This window comes from Stenotrophomonas sp. SBJS02 (assembly GCF_020428325.2).
Lineage (GTDB): Bacteria > Pseudomonadota > Gammaproteobacteria > Xanthomonadales > Xanthomonadaceae > Stenotrophomonas > Stenotrophomonas africana.
Genome location: NZ_CP109812.1, coordinates 3295911 through 3311419 on the forward strand (window position 1 = coordinate 3295911; position 15509 = coordinate 3311419).

A 15509-nucleotide genomic window follows, 5' to 3' on the forward strand; every position below is an offset into this window, starting at 1 on the left:
GGACCAAGGTCCGCACCCACCAGAAGCTGTCCGCAGGGCCGATCGATCAACCGCGCGCAGCCCACCACACGCGCAGCAGGGTGCGCACCGGAGTAGCTTCAATCGGCTTGCCTGCGGCCTGCGCCGCCACGCGGGCGCGCGCCAGACTGGACCACACACGTCGCGGGCGCGGGCCAGGCACGCGGGTGCCCCACCCCTTCAACAGATGCTGCGCCCAGCGCTGCGCGGCGCTGCTGGCATCACCGTCCAGCAGGCTGCGCGGCACACCGGCCACGCCGGCATCCTGCAGGCGCTGGGCCAGGGTCTGCAGCTGCACCGCACGGCCCGCGCCGGTGCGCGGCTTGTCCGCGAACAAGACCGCCTCCACCGCAGCTACGGCCTCGGCGTAGTTGGCCAGCGCACGCTCGGCTCCGGCCGCATCCAGTGCGACGGTGCGCGCTTCAACCAGATCCGGCAGCGCTTCGGCCAACTGGGCCCACGGTGCACGCACCGGCTCCAGTAGACGTCCCAGCGGATGGCGCGAACGATGCGCGGCCCAGCTGCGCAGCTCCTCGCCCCACCACGCCAGCTTGGCGTCGGCCGGCAGCGGATCGCCGCCGGTATTGAGCATGTCGTCGAACTCCTGCAGCAGCGCGAACCACGCCACGGCAAGCTCGCGTTGCGATTCGGCCACGAACGGGGCGGCCACCGACCATTCCGGCCAACGGCTGCGCCACTTGTCGAGGAAACTGTCCAGCGCGGTACTGCTCACTACGTGATTCCTTACGGCTGGGCCGGGGCTGCCGGCCGGGTCGGCCAGAGACTGGCCAGTTGCAGAAGTTCAGCATTCTCGACCAGCACGTCGGCCTGCCAGGCCAACGGGTCGTCGCTGTGCAGGCGGTAGCCCCACAGCGCCGCCACCGACGGCATGGCGGCAGCGCGTGCGGCGATGATGTCGCGCTCGTCGTCACCCACGTACACGCAGTCTTCGGCGGCGATGCCGATCGCCTGCGCGGCGTGCAGCAGCGGCAGCGGGTGCGGCTTGCGCTCGGCCAGGCTGTCACCACCGACCAGCACCGCGCAGCGCTGCTGCCAGCCGTATTGCGGCACGATCAAGCGCGCCAGGTACTCCGGCTTGTTGGTGACGATGCCCCACACCGTACCGGCCTCATCCAGCGCGGCGAGCATGCCGGCCACGCCATCGAACAGCACCGCGTGCTGGCCGATCAACGCTTCGTAGCGCTGCAGGAATTCCGGGATCAGTGCATCGCGCGCAGCGGCATCCAAGTCCGGGAAAGCGGCCCCGACCATCGCGCGCGAGCCCTTGGAGACCACCGGTCGCAGCTGTGCCGGATCGACCGGCGCGCGTCCACGCTCGGCCAGCATCGCATCGCAGGTGGCGACGAAGTCCGGCGCGCTGTCCAGCAGGGTGCCGTCCAGATCGAACAGCACCGCGCGCGGGAAGCGTGCGGAGGTCATGCTGGCTTGACCGCGTAGGCCAGGTAGTTGATGTCGGTGCGGCTGCTCAGGCGGGCGTGGTTGCGCCACGGCTCGTAGGCCATGCCGCTGACATCCACCAGCTGCATGTCGGCCTCGCGCAGCCAGCGCGCCAGCTCGGCCGGCTTGATGAATTCCTGGTAGTGGTGCGTACCCTTGGGCAGCAGCCGCGCCACGTACTCGGCGCCGACAATCGCCACCGCGAACGCGGCAGCGGTGCGGTTGATGGTCGACAGGAACAGGTGGCCACCCGGCTTCAGCAGGCGCTTGCAGGCTTCGATGATTGCGCCGGGATCGGGCACGTGCTCGAGCATTTCCATGCAGGTGACTACGTCGAAGCTGCCCGGCTGCTCGGCGGCAAGGTCTTCGGCGGCCTGCACGCGGTAGTCGACCTTGGCGCCGCTTTCCAGCGCATGCAGCCGCGCGACCTTGACCAGCTCCGGGGCCAGGTCGATGGCAGTGACATCGGCGCCGGCCTGGGCCAGCGCTTCACTCAACAGGCCGCCACCGCAACCGATGTCGAGCACGCGTGCGCCGCGCAGCGGCACGCGCTCGGCCACGTACTTCAGGCGCACCGGATTCAGTGCGTGCAGCGGCTTCTGCGGGCCATCAGCGTCCCACCAGCGGTTGGCCAGCGCGGCGAACTTGTCCAGCTCGGCCTGATCGAAATTGGAGGAAGCGTGGGGGGCAGTCATGAGGAGTCCTTGCGGCGCCAGGGATCAGGCGCGGATATGACGGATGCGCTCGCGCCACTGGCGCGCGTTGGCGATGATGCCCGGCAGGTCCATGCCGACCAGCTCGCGCTGCACCAGCTTCGGCTTGCCGGCGATCCAGACGTCGCTGACCTGCTGGCGGCCGGTGGCGTACACCAGCTGCGACAGCACGTTGTGCAGCGGCTGGGTTTCCAGCGCGGACAGATCGACGCAGACCAGGTCGGCCTGCTTGCCGACTTCGATCGAGCCGATGCGCTCGCCGAAGCCCAACGCGCGGGCGCCGCCCAGGGTCGAGGCGCGCAGCGTGGTGGCCGCGTCCAGCGCGGTGGCATCGTCGGCCACGGCCTTGGCCAGGATCGCCGCGGTGCGGTTCTCGCTGAACATGTCCAGGTCGTTGTTGCTGGCGCAGCCGTCGGTGCCGATCGCCAGGTTCACGCCAGCACGCTGCAGGGCGCAGGCCGGGCAGAAACCGGAGGCCAGCTTGAGGTTCGATTCCGGGCAGTGCACCACGCTGACGCCACGTTCGGCGCACAGGTGGATTTCCGCGTCGGTCAGCTGGGTCATGTGCACCGCGATCAGGCGGTCGTTGACCAGGCCGAGCCGATCCAGTCGCGCCAGCGGGCGCTGGCCGTGCAGCTTGATCGAATCGTTGATCTCCTGCGCGGTCTCGTGGGTGTGCAGGTGCACCTGCATGTCGAGCTGGTCGGACAGCATCCGCACCCGCTCGAAATTGGCATCGTTGACCGTATACGGCGCATGCGGCGCGAATGCGGTGCCGATCAGCGGATCGGTGCGCCACTGGTCGTGCAGTTCACCGGCCTTGGCGAAGTACTCGTCGTCGGTCTTGGCCCAGGCGGTGGGAAAATCGATGATGACCGCGCCGACCAGCGCGCGGAAACCGTGCTTCTTGTAGACGGCGGCCTGCACGTCGCCGAAGAAGTAGTTCTCGTTGGCACAGGTGGTACCGCCGCGCAGCATCTCGGCGATGGCCAGGGTGGTGCCGTCGGCAACGAACTCGGGGCCGATCACCGCCGCTTCCACCGGCCAGATGTGCTGCTGCAGCCAGGTCATCAGCGGCAGGTCGTCGGCGACGCCGCGCAGCAGGGTCATCGGGTTGTGCGTGTGCGCATTGACCAGGCCCGGCATCAGCGCGGCCTCAGGACGGCTGACCACCTGGGCGGCGCGGAACCGCGCGCGCGCCTCGGCACGCGGCAGGATGGCCACGATCTCGCTGCCACGCACGGCAACGGCATGGTCTTCCAGCACCACCGCATGCGGCTCGATCGGAACGACGTAACCGGCTTCGATGAGCAGGTCGCAGGCTTCGGGGAGGTGCGGGCTATCGCTCATGCGGGCTCACTGGGCTGTGGGGGCGGCGAGATACTTCTGGGGGACACGCCCCTGAGTCAGGGGCTGCCGCGAAGCGGCGGGGTCTGGAGACCCGTGAAGCGGGGCCCATGATCTGCCGAAGCAGACCATGGGAGCGCCAGCGCGAATGCGATGGCGCGTACCCGGCCAGCGGCCGGCACTACAGCAGGTCGACCTATGGCCGGAACCTTATTTGACGCGTGCGGAGTATTCGCCCGAACGGGTGTCGACGCGGATCACCTCGTCCTGGTTGACGAACAGCGGCACGCGGACCACGGCGCCGGTTTCCAGGGTGGCCGGCTTGCCGCCGCCGCCCGAGGTGTCACCGCGGACGCCCGGATCGGTTTCGGTGATCTTCAGTTCAACGAAGTTCGGCGGCTGCACGAAGATCGGCTCGCCGTTCCACAGGGTGACCACGCAGGACTCTTCGCCCTTCAGCCACTTCTCGGCGCCGCCCATGCCGGCCTTGGTGGCCTGGACCTGCTCGAAGGATTCCGGGTCCATGAAGTGCCAGTACTCGCCGTCGCTGTACATGAAGTTCATGTCGGTATCGACGACGTCGGCTGCATCCAGCGAGTCGGTCGACTTCATGGTGACTTCCTGGGTACGGCCGTCCTTGATCAGGCGGTACTTCACGCGGGTGAAGGCCTGGCCCTTGCCCGGCTTGACGTATTCGGTGTCGATGATGACGGCCGGTTGGTTGTTGACCAGGATCTTCATCCCGTTCTTGACGTCGTTCATGCCGTAGCTGGCCATGCGTAAACTCCTGAGTGGCAAAAACGCCGCGGGTGCGGCGAGCCGTTAGAATGGAAAGCCCACCGGATGCCGGTGGGCGACTGTTTTTCTGCCCACATGATAACCGCAGGCCCCCTCTCCATGCAGCTTTCCGCCTTCCCCCGGCCCCAGTCGCCCGGTGCGCCCGCGCGCTGGCAGCAGCTCTGGCGCCAGGCGCTGCGCGACCCGCACGCGCTGCTGGCCCGGCTGCAACTGGACCCGGCCGCGCTGGGCGTCTCGGAGGCGGCCATGGCCCAGTTCGCGCTGCGCGTGCCGGAGGGCTTCGTGGCCCGCATGCGCCCTGGCGATGCAGGCGACCCGCTGCTGCGCCAGGTGCTGCCGATCGACGAGGAAATGCGGCCGGCGCCCGGGTTCAGCTTCGATGCGGTGGGCGATGGCGCCGCCAGGAAGGCCACTGGCGTCATCCAGAAGTACCGCGGTCGCGCCCTGTTGGTCGCCACCGGCAGCTGCGCGATCAACTGCCGCTACTGCTTCCGTCGCCACTTCGACTACGGCGCGGAGAACGCCGCCAAGGGAGGCTGGCAGGAGGCGGTGGCCGCCATCGCGGGCGATCCGGACATCGACGAGGTGATCCTGTCCGGCGGTGACCCGCTGTCACTGGCCACGCACAAGCTGGTCGAGCTGACCGACGCCCTGCGCGCGATCCCGCATATCCGCCGCCTGCGCATCCATACCCGGCTGCCGATCGTGCTGCCGGAGCGCGTGGACGATGAACTGGTCTCCTGGCTGGACAGCCTGCCCTGGCCGCTGGCGATCGTGGTCCACGCCAACCACGCCAATGAGTTCGACGCCAGCGTGGACGCAGCGATGGCTCGCCTGCGCGGCATCGGCGCCCAGCTGCTGAACCAGGCGGTACTGCTGCGCGGGGTCAATGACAGCGTGCAGGCCCTGCAGGACCTGAGCGAGCGCAGCTTCGCCGCCGGCGTACTGCCCTACTACCTGCACCAGCTGGACCGGGTCGAGGGCGTGGCCCACTTCGAAGTGGACGATGCCCAGGCCAAGGCGCTGATTGCCGGCCTGACCGCGCGCCTGTCCGGTTACCTGATCCCCAAGCTGGTGCGCGAACTGCCCGGCGATCCGAGCAAGCGGCCGGTGTAACAGTAGATCCACGCCATGCGTGGATGATTCGGCCAGGAACGCCCATCCACGCATGGCGTGGTTCTACCGTCAGACGCCCGACTCGATCATCCGCACCACTTCGGTGGCGGTCACCGGATGGCTCAGCCAGTAGCCCTGGCCGAGGTCGCAGCCGCGCTGGGCCAGCAGCTCGTACTGCGCCTGCTGCTCGATGCCCTCGGCCACCACCGTGATGCCCAGTGCGTGGGCCATGGCGATGATCGCCGTGGTCAGCGCCAGGTCGTCCGGATCGCGCTGCATGTCGGCCACGAAGCTCTTGTCGATCTTCACGCCGTCCACCGGCACCTGGCGAAGATGGCTGAGACCGGAGAAGCCGGTGCCGAAATCGTCCAGCCAGACCTTCACACCGGTGCGATGCAGCTTGTCCAGCAGCTGCGCGGCAACCATCTCGTCGCCGATCACGGCGGTTTCGGTCAGCTCCAGGTGCAGCCGCGAGGCCGGCAGGCCGGATTCGTGCAGGCACTGCGCGACCAGCGCCGGCAGCTCACCGCCGCGCAACTGCCGTGGTGACACGTTCACCGACACGAACAGATCATCGCCACCGGCCCCACGTGGCCACTGCGAGGCTTCCATGCAGGCCGCTCGCAGCACCTTCGGGCCGATGATCTCGATCAGCCCGCTCTGCTCGGCCACTTCGATGAACACTGACGGCGGAATCGTACCCAGGGTCGGATGCTGCCAGCGCAGCAGCACTTCGACGCCGACCATGCGGCGGTCGCGCATGCGGAAGATCGGCTGGTAGGCCAGGCGCAGCTCGCCGCGCTCCCAGGCCCCGCGCAGTTCCTGCTCCATGTGCACGCGGCGCTCGACCGCATGGTCCATCGCCCGGCTGTAGTAGCGATAACAGTTCTTGCCGGCCATCTTCGCCTGGTACATGGCGATGTCGCCGTTCTTCAGCAGCGTGGTCGCATCGGCGGCATCGTCCGGGAACAGGGTCACGCCGATCGAGGTCCCCAGGAACAGCTCCCTGCCCTGCACCACCAGCGGCTTGCCCAGCTCGCGCACCAGCACCTCGGCCAGCAGCCGCGCGTTCGCGGCCACGTCACCATCACCGACCAGGATCACGAACTCGTCACCGCCGAAGCGGGCCAGCAGGGCCTCATCGCCACCGGCCTCGGTGACTGCACGGCCGATGCGCTGCGCGAACTGCAACAGCGCTTCGTCACCGGCCTCATGGCCGAGGGTATCGTTGACGCGCTTGAAGTCGTCGATATCGGCGAACAACAGGCCTAAGCGGTGATTGGCGGCACGGGCAGCCATCAACCGATGATCAAGCGCCTCGCGGAATGCCAGCCGGTTGGTCAGCCCGGTCAGCGCGTCGGTATAGGCCATGCGCCGCACTTCGCGGTCATGGCGGGCGATCGCATCACGCATCCGGGCGAAACCACGTACCAGTTCACCGACCTCGTCGTCGCGGGTGTTCTCGGCCAGGGGCGTCTGGTAGTCACCGGCCTCGATGCGGCGGGCGGCGACGGCAAGATCACGGATCGGCGCCACCAGGGTGCGCTGCACGTACAGGATCACCACCACGCCGATCACCACCAGCATGCCGAGCATCAGCAGCAGCCAGCCCAGGTGGCGGCTGCCGACCTGCTGCAGGCGCTCGCCCAGGGTGGCATTGGCGGCCTGTTCACGCTGCTGCACCTCGTCCAGCGCCATGCCAACGCGGACGCCGCCAATGCGCTGGTTGCCGATCATGATCGGCATCGTGTTGTCGAGCACCTTCGCCGATTCCTGCACCACCAGCGCCTGTGCGGCGGCAGCCTTGGGTGCCAGCGGATCGGCCATGGGCTGGCCGAAACCGGATACCTCGATCGAGCCGTCATGCACCAGCCGGCCACGTTCGTCGAACACCAGCACATAGCGCACCACCGGTTGCCGCGCGGTGCCCCGTACCAGTGCGCCGACCTGGTCCAGATCGCGGTAGTACAGGGGATTGGCCAGTGAATCGGACAACTCGCGCGCCATCGCTTCGCCGCGGCTGCGCACGCTGCGGTCGAACAGTTCATGGATGACGCCACCACTGAGGCTGCGCACCTCGCCCTGCATGGCGGTCTGCCGCCCCAGCAGCACTGCCAGGATCGCCACCACCACCACCATTGCTCCGCCCATCGCCAGCAGGAACCGGGCCTGCATCCCCGAGCCGAGCCACTTCATTCCACTTCCATCCGCACGCGCGTCAATCCTTGTTTCAATTCATCCAACCGCTGCTGCGCATGCGCATCGACGCGGTGGAAACCGGAGGTGCCAAAAAACCGATGCAACGCTCCCTGCGCCTGTGGGTCGCTGGCCGCCTGCAGCAGCACTTCCTGCAAGCGATCCCGCACCCGCGGGTCAAGGTCGGCGCGGACCATTTCCACCGCGCGGGGGTAGGGTTCGGTACGCAGCAGTTCGCGGAAGTCGTGGCGGAACGCAGGCGGCATCCGGCGCTGGTCATTCCAGTCCACGCTGCTCACCGCCCCCACATCGACCACGCCCTTGTGCACGAACGTTGCAATGTTCAACTCGCTGCGCGCGAACACATACCCCACGCTGTCCCGCCCCGGCATGTCCCACGTACCCGCCAGGATCTGCGGCGACAACCCTTCCTGCAGCAGGGTCATCACCGGCACCAGATAGGCGCTGGTCGACGCCGTGTTCTGCAGCGCCAGGCGGTGCCCGCGCAGATCCTGCACGCGCTGGATCGGGCTGTCGCTGCGCACGAAGAACACTGTCTGGTACTCGCGCACGCCATTGCGCTCGGTCAGCAGCAACGGCCGTGCACCACTGCGCTGGCCCAGCGCCACCGCCGTACCCGAGGTTTCGGTGACCCAGTCGACCCTGCCCCGCCGCAGATAGCTGGCCATCTGCTGCGGGTCGCGTGCCATCAGGATCCTCCCTTCCTTGATGCCAACGTCGTGCATGCGCGCCACCACATAGTCCAGCAAGGGCTGCAGCTGCTCGTAGTGGGCTTTGGGATCATCGCTGATCCGGCCCAGCACCAGCACCGGGTCCGGTGCTGCATGCACCGTCCCGGCCAGCAGGACCATGGCCAGGCTCAGCAGTCCCCCCTGCATTGCCTTTCGCAGACCCGACACAGGCTTCATCCCCCCTGGGTATCCAGACAGACTACCCGAAAAAATGAGAACGTCGTCAGCTGTCCTTGCCGCCTGCCTGGGCCAGCCGCGCCATGCGCTGGGTGTCGGCGAGGATGCCGCGCAGCAGGCGCACTTCCTGCTCGCTGGGCTCGCTGCGCAGGAACAGGCGGCGCAGCTTGCGCATCGCCGATTCCGGGGCGCGGCCCTTGTGGAAATCGATCTCGTCCAGCGTGTCACCCAGCTGGGCGAAGAAGCTCTCCATCTGCTCGTGGCTGGCCGCCTGTTCGCGGAATCCGGGCTCGGCGTCGGACGCAGGCTGCGCACCCAGCAGCTGCATGCGCGTTTCATAGGCCAGCACCTGCACGGCGGCAGCCAGGTTGAGCGAGCTGAACTCCGGGTCGGACGGGATGTGCACCGCTGCATGGCAGAGCTGCAGTTCCTCGTTGGTCAGGCCGGTGCGCTCACGGCCGAACACCAGCGCCACTTCGGCACCCTCGCCGGCCTTGGCCACCGCGCGGGCAGCGGCATCGGCCGGCAGGTACTCCTCCAGCTGGACGCGGCGGGCACGGGCGGTGCAGCCCAGCACCAGGCGGCAGTCAGCCACGGCCTCGGCCAGGGTGGCCACCACCGGGGCGTCCCCCAGCACGTCTTCGGCACCGGCCGAGCGGCGGAAGGCCTCCTCGTCCAGCGGCTTTTCGGGGGCGACCAGGACCAGGCGGGCAAGGCCCATGGTCTTCAGGGCACGGGCGGCGGCCCCCATGTTGCCGGGGTGCTGGGTACCGACCAGGACGAATCGGAGACGGGTGGCGGCGGGAAACTGGGACATGAACAGGGAAAAGGTCGAGCTGGACGATGACCAATGGTAAACTGTGCGGCCGGCCACTGCGCCGGACCCGCTCTTTTCCCCCGCCAGTCCATCTCTTCTGCCTTTCCGGGAGCCCACGCCATGCAGAAACCCGCCGTAACCGTCATGGTCAAGGCCGCCCGCCTCGCCGGCAACGTCCTGTTGCGCAACATCAACAAGCTCGAGGCACTGAACGTGGTGCAGAAGGGCCGGATGGACTACGCCAGCGAAGTGGATGCGGACGCGGAAAAGGTCATCGTCAAGGAACTCAAGCGCGCCTACCCGGACTACGGCATCTTCGGTGAAGAAGGTGGCGTGCAGGGCGAGCGCCGCCAGATGTGGGTCATCGACCCGCTGGACGGCACCAGCAACTACCTGCGCGGCGTGCCGCACTACTGCGTGTCGATCGCGCTGGTCGAGAACGGCGAGCCGACCGATGCGGTCATCTTCGATCCGCTGCGCAATGAACTGTTCACCGCCAGCCGTGGCGCGGGTGCCGTGCTGAACGACCGCCGCATCCGCGTGGCCGACCGCAAGGACCTGGAAGGCACCATGATCCACACCGGCTTCGCGCCGCGCGAGCGCAGCCGCGCCAGCGCCCAGCTGAAGGCGGTGGACGCCCTGCTGGTGCACGGCGAGGACATCCGCCGCACCGGCTCGGCGGCACTGGACCTGGCCTACGTGGCCTGCGGCCGCGCCGACGCCTACTTCGAAGCCGGCGTGAAGGCCTGGGACATCGCTGCCGGCCTGCTGCTGGTGCGCGAGGCGGGCGGCAAGGTCTGCGACTTCAAGGGCGCGACCCTGGGCCGCATGGACAACCGTGGCCCGGACACCCATCAGATCGTGGCCGGCAACCTGAAGGTGGCCGAGTCGCTGCAGAAGGTGCTGGTGAACACCGGCTACGCGGCGGAGTTCGACGCGAAGTTCTGAGGTTCCGTGTAAAGCGGTTCGTGGAGACGGCACCTGCGAGGGTGCCGTTTTCGTTTGCGCGCCGACGCATTGGCGCGCCAGGCGATGCCTGGGGTCATTTTCGCGACCGCGGTGGGGTGTCACTTTCTTTGCGCGCAAAGAAAGTAACCAAAGAAACGCTCCGCCGGCCGCGAGCCGACGTGCTGCGCACGCCGGTGCCCTGCGCTCCTCGGCCCGTCGAGGGACGGTGCGGGAACTCGCTGCGCTCAGACACCCGCACCTCTTCGCCCTCGCCGGACCTGCGGTGCTCGGCTCGCTTGAAGGCGGACTGGAAGGTCAAGATCAAGAGCAAACAGCATCCACGCATGGCGTGAATCTACGGGGTGCAGCTGAAGCATTTGACCTTGGGTCCGCCTTGAGCGAGCCGAGCATCGCAGGGGAATCAGGGGCGAAGAGGCGCCGATGTTTGAGCGAAGCGAGTTCGGCGCCGCCCCCTGATTCGCCGAGGAGCGCAGGGTACCGATGCGGAGCATCGGCTCGCGCCCTGGCGGCGTGTTTCTTTGGTTACTTTCTTGATGGCGCACATCCATGTGCGCCACCCTACGGGCCGGCTACGCCGTTCCACGCTGCTCCTGCAGCGCGGTGCACGAGCAAAGAAAGTGACACCCCTCCGCGGTCGCGGAAACGACTCTCGCCAAGTCGTACCCGGCGCCACCAATGCGTGCGCGCATACAAAAACGCCCGGCGCGAAGCCAGGCGTTCCTGCACTGCCATGGAGCGGTGGCTTACGCCGCCGTCGATGCCCGCAGCGCCGCGATGCGCTCTTCCAGCGGCGGGTGGCTCATGAACAGCTTCTTCGCCGTCGAACCAGCAATACCGAACGCCGCGATCTGGGTCGGCAGCGTGCTCTGGCCGTGGTTGAGCTGCAGGCGCTCCAGCGCGGCGATCATCTTCTGGCGGCCGGCCAGCGAGGCACCGCCGGCGTCGGCACGGAACTCGCGGTGGCGCGAGAACCACATCGAGATCATCGTGGCGAACAGGCCGAACACCATCTCCAGCACGAACACGATGATGTAGTAGGCGAAGCCGCGGCCGCCGCCTTCGCGGTTGCCCGACAGCGCGCTGTCGATGATGCCGCCGACCACACGGGCCAGCACGATCACGAAGGTGTTCAACACGCCCTGCAGCAGTGCCATGGTGATCATGTCACCGTTGGCGACGTGGGCGATCTCGTGGCCCAGCACCGCTTCGGCCTCGTCTTCGCTCATGTTGTGCAGCAGGCCGGTGGACACTGCCACCAGCGCGTTGTTGCGATTGGCGCCGGTGGCGAAGGCATTGATCTCCGGGCCGTCATAGACCGCCACTTCGGGCATGCCGATGCCGGCCGCCTTGGCCTGGCGCTCGACGGTGGCCAGCAGCCAGCGCTCAGTCTGGTTGCGCGGCTCGGTGATCACCACCGCCCCGGTGGAGCGCTTGGCCATCCACTTGGACAGCAGCAGCGAGATGAAGGAGCCACCGAAGCCGAAGATCGCGGCCATGACCAGCAGGCCGCTCATCTGGCTCGGATTGACCCCCAGCAACGACATCACGATGCTGGCGAGGATCAGGACCGCGAAGTTGGTCGCCAGGAACAGGGCAATGCGGGTAAACATGGGAAAATCCGGCTCGGAAGGGGTCGATACCGGTCAATTTGCGGTGTGGTCAGCTTGAATTCAAGCGCCAACCTGACCGACGATTCAGCCAGCATGACCTCCCCCATTCCCTGCGGTCGTTTCGCGCCCTCGCCGACCGGCCTGCTCCATCCCGGATCCCTGCTCGCCGCCTTCGGCAGCTGGCTGCTCGCGCGCCATCACGGCGGCGTGTGGCGGCTGCGCATCGAAGACGTCGACCCACCGCGCACCGTGCCCGGTGCCGCCGAGTCACAACTGCAGGCACTGGCGGCGTTCGGCCTGGCCCACGACGGTCCGATCTTCTGGCAGAGCGCCCGCGGCGAGGCCTACCAGGCTGCGCTGGATGCACTGCTCGCCAGCGACCAGGCCTTCGTCTGCCATTGCAGCCGCAGCGACCTGGCCGCCAGCGGCGGCATCCACCATCGCTGCGTCGCCCGGCAACCCCGACCGGATCCCGCCGTCCGTTTCCGCGTGCCGCCGGGCAGCCTCGTGCACTTCGACGATGGCCTGCGCGGCCCGCAGCAGCAGGACGTGCATGCCGAGGTCGGCGACTTCGTGCTGCGCCGCGCCGATGGCTGCTGGGCCTACCAGTTGGCGGTGGTGGTCGATGACGCCGCGCAGGGGGTGACCGAAGTGGTGCGCGGTGCCGACCTGCTCGACTCCACCGCGCGGCAGATCCTGCTGCAGCAGGCGTTGGGGCTGGCGGTGCCGCGCTACTGGCACCTGCCGCTGCTGCTCGATGCCCCGGGCCACAAGCTGTCCAAGTCGCTGTCAGCGCTGCCGGTGGACAGTTCGCGCCCGCTGCCCGTGCTGCGCCAGCTCTGGCAGCTGCTCGGCCAGGCACCTGAAGCGCTGGAACCTGCGCACGACCTGGACACGCTGCTGGCCACCGCTCGGCAGGCATTCGACCCAGCGCGGCTGCCGCGGGGTGACATCCTGATTGGAGCAGGCCTGCCGCCAGCCGGCGCACTTTCCACGCCGATGTTGCAGAATCCCACTTCCCCCACCTGATACCCGGACAACACTCCATGACATCTCGCGTCGCACTGGTCACCGGCGGAACCGGCGGCATCGGTACCGCCATCTGCCAACGCCTGGCCGACCAGGGCCACCGGGTCGCCACCAACTACCGCGACGAGGCCAAGGCCCGCGCCTGGCAGCAGGCGATGACCGAACGCGGCTACAGCGTGTCGATCTTCCCGGGCGATGTCTCCGATCCGGGCAGCGCCGAAGCGCTGGTGCGCGCCGTCGAGGCCGAGCTGGGCCCGGTCGAGATCCTGGTCAACAACGCCGGCATCACCCGCGACACCACGTTCCATCGCATGCGCGCTGACCAGTGGCACGATGTGATCAACACCAACCTCAATTCGGTGTTCAACGTCACCCGTCCGGTCATCGAGGGCATGCGCCGCCGCGGCTGGGGCCGGGTCATCCAGATCAGCTCGATCAACGGCCTGAAGGGCCAGTACGGCCAGGCCAACTACGCCGCAGCCAAGGCCGGCATGCACGGCTTCACCATCTCTCTGGCCCGCGAGAATGCTGGCTTCGGCATCACCGTCAACACCATCTCGCCCGGCTACGTGGCCACCGACATGGTGATGGCGGTGCCGGAGGACGTACGCGCCAAGATCATCGCCGACATCCCCACCGGACGCCTCGGCAAGCCGGAGGAAATCGCCTACGGCGTCTCGTTCCTGGTCGCCGACGAAGCCTCGTGGATCACCGGTAGCAACCTGGACATCAACGGCGGCCACCACATGGGGTGGTAAGCCGCGCAGAGGGCCCTCGCGGCGGCCGCCGCCGGCCCCTGCCAAGCGTCATGCTGCGCAGCACGCAAACCCTTGTTGCGCAACATGATCGCCGCCGAAAGCCAAGCCTGGCGGGGGCTGAGGCGGTTGCAACGGCTGCTGCACTGCGCCATGCTGCGCGTCTACTGTGACGAGTACCGCTTCATGGCTGCGACCCGCATCATCAAGAAGTATCCGAACCGCCGTCTCTACGACACCGAGATCTCCAGCTACATCACCATCGAGGACGTGCGCCAGCTGATCCTGGACGGTGAAGACTTCGAAGTCCGCGACGCCAAGAGCGGCGACGACCTCACGCGATCGGTCCTGCTGCAGATCATCGCCGACCAGGAACAGGACGGCGAACCGATGCTGTCCACCCAGCTGCTGAGCCAGCTGATCCGCTTCTACGGCGATTCCCTGCAGGGCTTCATGGGCAATTACCTGGAGCGCAGCATGCAGGTCTTCCTCGACCAGCAGCAGCAGTTCCGCCAGCAGATGGGCAACCTGCTGGGCCAGACCCCGTGGGCGATGATGAACCAGCTGACCGAGCGCAACCTGGAGCTGTGGCAGGAATTCCAGCGCAACATGGGCAGTGGCTTCGGCGGCCCGCGCCCGGGCGGCACCGGAACGGGAACCGGCGCAGGTACCGGCAACAAACCGAACGAACCGGGCACCGGCACCGGCGGCAAGACCCGCCGCTGAGCTGCGGCATCTGCTGATACGAAAACGGCGCGCCCCTGGCGCGCCGTTCTGTTTGGCATCGCGCCAACGTCAGGTCAGCGTTTCGCCTTGCACCCCGTGCATACGCGTTCGACCTTGTAACCCTTCGCCTTCAGCTTCTCGACCACGCCATCGTTGCCCAGCAGGTGCAGCGTGCCGACCACCACCAGCGTGCCGCCCTGCCCGGCCTGCAGGTACGGCAGCAGCTTCGGCACCCAGGCGTCATTGCGGCCGGTATTGATGCGCTGGTAAAGCTGCGGATACTGCTGGCGCATTTCCGCCGCCATCCGGGTCCACAGCAGGCGCTCGTCACCCCGGCGCCATGCATCATGCAGCTGGCGTGCCTGCTCGTCGGCCTTGCCGGCCTGGTCCAGCGCTTCGGCCAGCATCTGCCGCTGTTCCTGCAGCGTCATTCCGTCGAGCATGCCGATCTGGGTGTCGATGTCTTCAAGTCCCGCGGTCTTGCGGCCGGTCTTCTGCGCACGCTCCATGAAGTGGCGGTCCAGGCCCAGTGCCGGGTCCAGGCCCAGCTTCTGCATCTGCCCGACCGAAATGCTCAGGCCGACAAACCACGGCTTCATGCCCTGCATCTGCGCCAGCGGCAGCTTGTTCTCGGCAGCGAACACCTGCAGCTTCTGCCAGGTCGCAGCATCCAGATCACGCTTGAGTTCGCTGCCATCGGTGCGGACCGCTGCCTGCACCATGCGGCTGGCCAGCTGCGGCGACTGCATGTCTTCCGGCGACAGTTCGAACACGACCCGCTGCGAGGCCTCGAACGCCTGTTCGACATCGGGCGACAACGGGTAGTCCTGCGGCTTCAGCAGGTGGAACGATCCCAGCAGGTACACGCGTGCATCGCCCGGGCCGGTGACTTTCCACAACAGCGGTACGGGCGGCTTGGCCGCCGCTGCGCCAGCGGTGTCGGCTTGCACGGTACGCGCTGCAACCAGCGGTGCCAGCGCACAGGCCGCCAACACAACGGCGGCACGCAACAGGGTTCTGATCGGCAT

15 protein-coding genes are annotated in these 15509 nt (G+C 67.7%); 5 read left to right on the forward strand and 10 right to left on the reverse strand.

Annotated features, from left to right (window positions below):
- Window positions 1–46: 46 nt before the first annotated feature.
- The 5 genes from FQS62_RS15320 to efp all read right to left on the reverse strand — a co-directional run bounded on the left by FQS62_RS15320 (window position 47) and on the right by efp (window position 4313).
- The gene (locus FQS62_RS15320; RefSeq protein ID WP_049444815.1) at window positions 47–751 is read right to left on the reverse strand and encodes a squalene/phytoene synthase family protein; all 705 of its coding nucleotides are present in this window, start codon (window positions 749–751) and stop codon (window positions 47–49) included.
- Between the two features lie 11 nt (window positions 752–762).
- Window positions 763–1458 (reverse strand): phosphoglycolate phosphatase, encoded by a 696-nt coding sequence (locus FQS62_RS15325; protein WP_049444817.1) that lies wholly within the window; start codon window positions 1456–1458, stop codon window positions 763–765.
- Window positions 1455–2171 carry a bifunctional 2-polyprenyl-6-hydroxyphenol methylase/3-demethylubiquinol 3-O-methyltransferase UbiG gene (gene ubiG / locus FQS62_RS15330; RefSeq protein WP_088480206.1) on the reverse strand — a complete coding sequence of 239 codons (717 nt, stop codon included), beginning with the start codon at window positions 2169–2171 and terminating at the stop codon, window positions 1455–1457. Before ubiG ends, FQS62_RS15325 begins: the two co-directional genes overlap by 4 nt.
- Before the next feature lie 24 nt (window positions 2172–2195).
- The gene (locus tag FQS62_RS15335; protein WP_049444821.1) at window positions 2196–3539 is read right to left on the reverse strand and encodes a TRZ/ATZ family hydrolase; all 1344 of its coding nucleotides are present in this window, start codon (window positions 3537–3539) and stop codon (window positions 2196–2198) included.
- Between the two features lie 207 nt (window positions 3540–3746).
- Window positions 3747–4313 (reverse strand): elongation factor P, encoded by a 567-nt coding sequence (gene efp, locus FQS62_RS15340; protein WP_005410381.1) that lies wholly within the window; start codon window positions 4311–4313, stop codon window positions 3747–3749.
- 120 nt (window positions 4314–4433) lie between these two features.
- Between efp and epmB the strand changes: the two genes are divergently transcribed.
- Complete coding sequence (gene epmB / locus FQS62_RS15345; protein ID WP_164158925.1) at window positions 4434–5450, forward strand: EF-P beta-lysylation protein EpmB; 1017 nt, start codon at window positions 4434–4436, stop codon at window positions 5448–5450.
- Between the two features lie 69 nt (window positions 5451–5519).
- Here the strand turns inward: epmB and FQS62_RS15350 are convergent, their stop codons facing one another.
- From FQS62_RS15350 to FQS62_RS15360, 3 genes are all read right to left on the reverse strand, one after another.
- Entirely contained in the window at window positions 5520–7646 is a 2127-nt protein-coding gene (locus tag FQS62_RS15350; protein WP_049444825.1) for a putative bifunctional diguanylate cyclase/phosphodiesterase, read from the reverse strand.
- A complete protein-coding gene (locus FQS62_RS15355; protein WP_226053685.1) occupies window positions 7643–8545 on the reverse strand; it encodes a phosphate/phosphite/phosphonate ABC transporter substrate-binding protein in 903 nt (300 codons plus the stop codon). The genes FQS62_RS15350 and FQS62_RS15355 overlap by 4 nt, the downstream gene beginning before the upstream one ends.
- Window positions 8546–8621: 76 nt before the next feature.
- Window positions 8622–9392, reverse strand: a complete 771-nt coding sequence (locus FQS62_RS15360; RefSeq protein WP_049444830.1) for an RNA methyltransferase — start codon at window positions 9390–9392, stop codon at window positions 8622–8624.
- Between the two features lie 120 nt (window positions 9393–9512).
- Between FQS62_RS15360 and FQS62_RS15365 the strand changes: the two genes are divergently transcribed.
- Window positions 9513–10340 (forward strand): inositol monophosphatase family protein, encoded by an 828-nt coding sequence (locus tag FQS62_RS15365; protein WP_049435104.1) that lies wholly within the window; start codon window positions 9513–9515, stop codon window positions 10338–10340.
- Between the two features lie 764 nt (window positions 10341–11104).
- On the opposite strand, the gene htpX is transcribed toward FQS62_RS15365, so the two are convergent.
- Complete coding sequence (gene htpX, locus FQS62_RS15370; protein ID WP_014037878.1) at window positions 11105–11971, reverse strand: protease HtpX; 867 nt, start codon at window positions 11969–11971, stop codon at window positions 11105–11107.
- 93 nt (window positions 11972–12064) lie between these two features.
- On the opposite strand from htpX, the gene gluQRS reads away from it, so the two are divergent.
- The 3 genes from gluQRS to phaR all read left to right on the forward strand — a co-directional run bounded on the left by gluQRS (window position 12065) and on the right by phaR (window position 14481).
- Window positions 12065–13000 (forward strand): tRNA glutamyl-Q(34) synthetase GluQRS, encoded by a 936-nt coding sequence (gene gluQRS, locus FQS62_RS15375; protein WP_049447743.1) that lies wholly within the window; start codon window positions 12065–12067, stop codon window positions 12998–13000.
- Window positions 13001–13017: 17 nt separating this feature from the next.
- Window positions 13018–13758: an acetoacetyl-CoA reductase gene (gene phbB / locus FQS62_RS15380; protein ID WP_049447742.1), complete on the forward strand. Its 741-nt coding sequence runs from the start codon at window positions 13018–13020 to the stop codon at window positions 13756–13758.
- A 183-nt stretch (window positions 13759–13941) separates the two neighbouring features.
- On the forward strand, window positions 13942–14481 hold the full coding sequence (gene phaR, locus FQS62_RS15385) for a polyhydroxyalkanoate synthesis repressor PhaR (RefSeq protein ID WP_049447744.1): 540 nt from the start codon (window positions 13942–13944) through the stop codon (window positions 14479–14481).
- A gap of 74 nt (window positions 14482–14555) precedes the next feature.
- On the opposite strand, the gene FQS62_RS15390 is transcribed toward phaR, so the two are convergent.
- Window positions 14556–15509 (reverse strand): TraB/GumN family protein, encoded by a 954-nt coding sequence (locus tag FQS62_RS15390; protein ID WP_208043575.1) that lies wholly within the window; start codon window positions 15507–15509, stop codon window positions 14556–14558.

Excerpts from the sequence above, each read along its gene's own strand:
- FQS62_RS15350 (WP_049444825.1), bottom strand. The coding sequence starts at position 7,646 with ATGAAGTGGCTCGGCTCGGGGATGCAGGCCCGGTTCCTGCTGGCGATG.
- htpX (WP_014037878.1), bottom strand. The coding sequence starts at position 11,971 with ATGTTTACCCGCATTGCCCTGTTCCTGGCGACCAACTTCGCGGTCCTG.
- FQS62_RS15360 (WP_049444830.1), bottom strand. The coding sequence starts at position 9,392 with ATGTCCCAGTTTCCCGCCGCCACCCGTCTCCGATTCGTCCTGGTCGGT.
- gluQRS (WP_049447743.1), top strand. The coding sequence starts at position 12,065 with ATGACCTCCCCCATTCCCTGCGGTCGTTTCGCGCCCTCGCCGACCGGC.
- FQS62_RS15325 (WP_049444817.1), bottom strand. The coding sequence starts at position 1,458 with ATGACCTCCGCACGCTTCCCGCGCGCGGTGCTGTTCGATCTGGACGGC.
- phbB (WP_049447742.1), top strand. The coding sequence starts at position 13,018 with ATGACATCTCGCGTCGCACTGGTCACCGGCGGAACCGGCGGCATCGGT.
- epmB (WP_164158925.1), top strand. The coding sequence starts at position 4,434 with ATGCAGCTTTCCGCCTTCCCCCGGCCCCAGTCGCCCGGTGCGCCCGCG.
- FQS62_RS15335 (WP_049444821.1), bottom strand. The coding sequence starts at position 3,539 with ATGAGCGATAGCCCGCACCTCCCCGAAGCCTGCGACCTGCTCATCGAA.
- FQS62_RS15365 (WP_049435104.1), top strand. The coding sequence starts at position 9,513 with ATGCAGAAACCCGCCGTAACCGTCATGGTCAAGGCCGCCCGCCTCGCC.
- ubiG (WP_088480206.1), bottom strand. The coding sequence starts at position 2,171 with ATGACTGCCCCCCACGCTTCCTCCAATTTCGATCAGGCCGAGCTGGAC.
- FQS62_RS15355 (WP_226053685.1), bottom strand. The coding sequence starts at position 8,545 with ATGCAGGGGGGACTGCTGAGCCTGGCCATGGTCCTGCTGGCCGGGACG.
- phaR (WP_049447744.1), top strand. The coding sequence starts at position 13,942 with ATGGCTGCGACCCGCATCATCAAGAAGTATCCGAACCGCCGTCTCTAC.
- efp (WP_005410381.1), bottom strand. The coding sequence starts at position 4,313 with ATGGCCAGCTACGGCATGAACGACGTCAAGAACGGGATGAAGATCCTG.
- FQS62_RS15390 (WP_208043575.1), bottom strand. The coding sequence starts at position 15,509 with ATGCCGATCAGAACCCTGTTGCGTGCCGCCGTTGTGTTGGCGGCCTGT.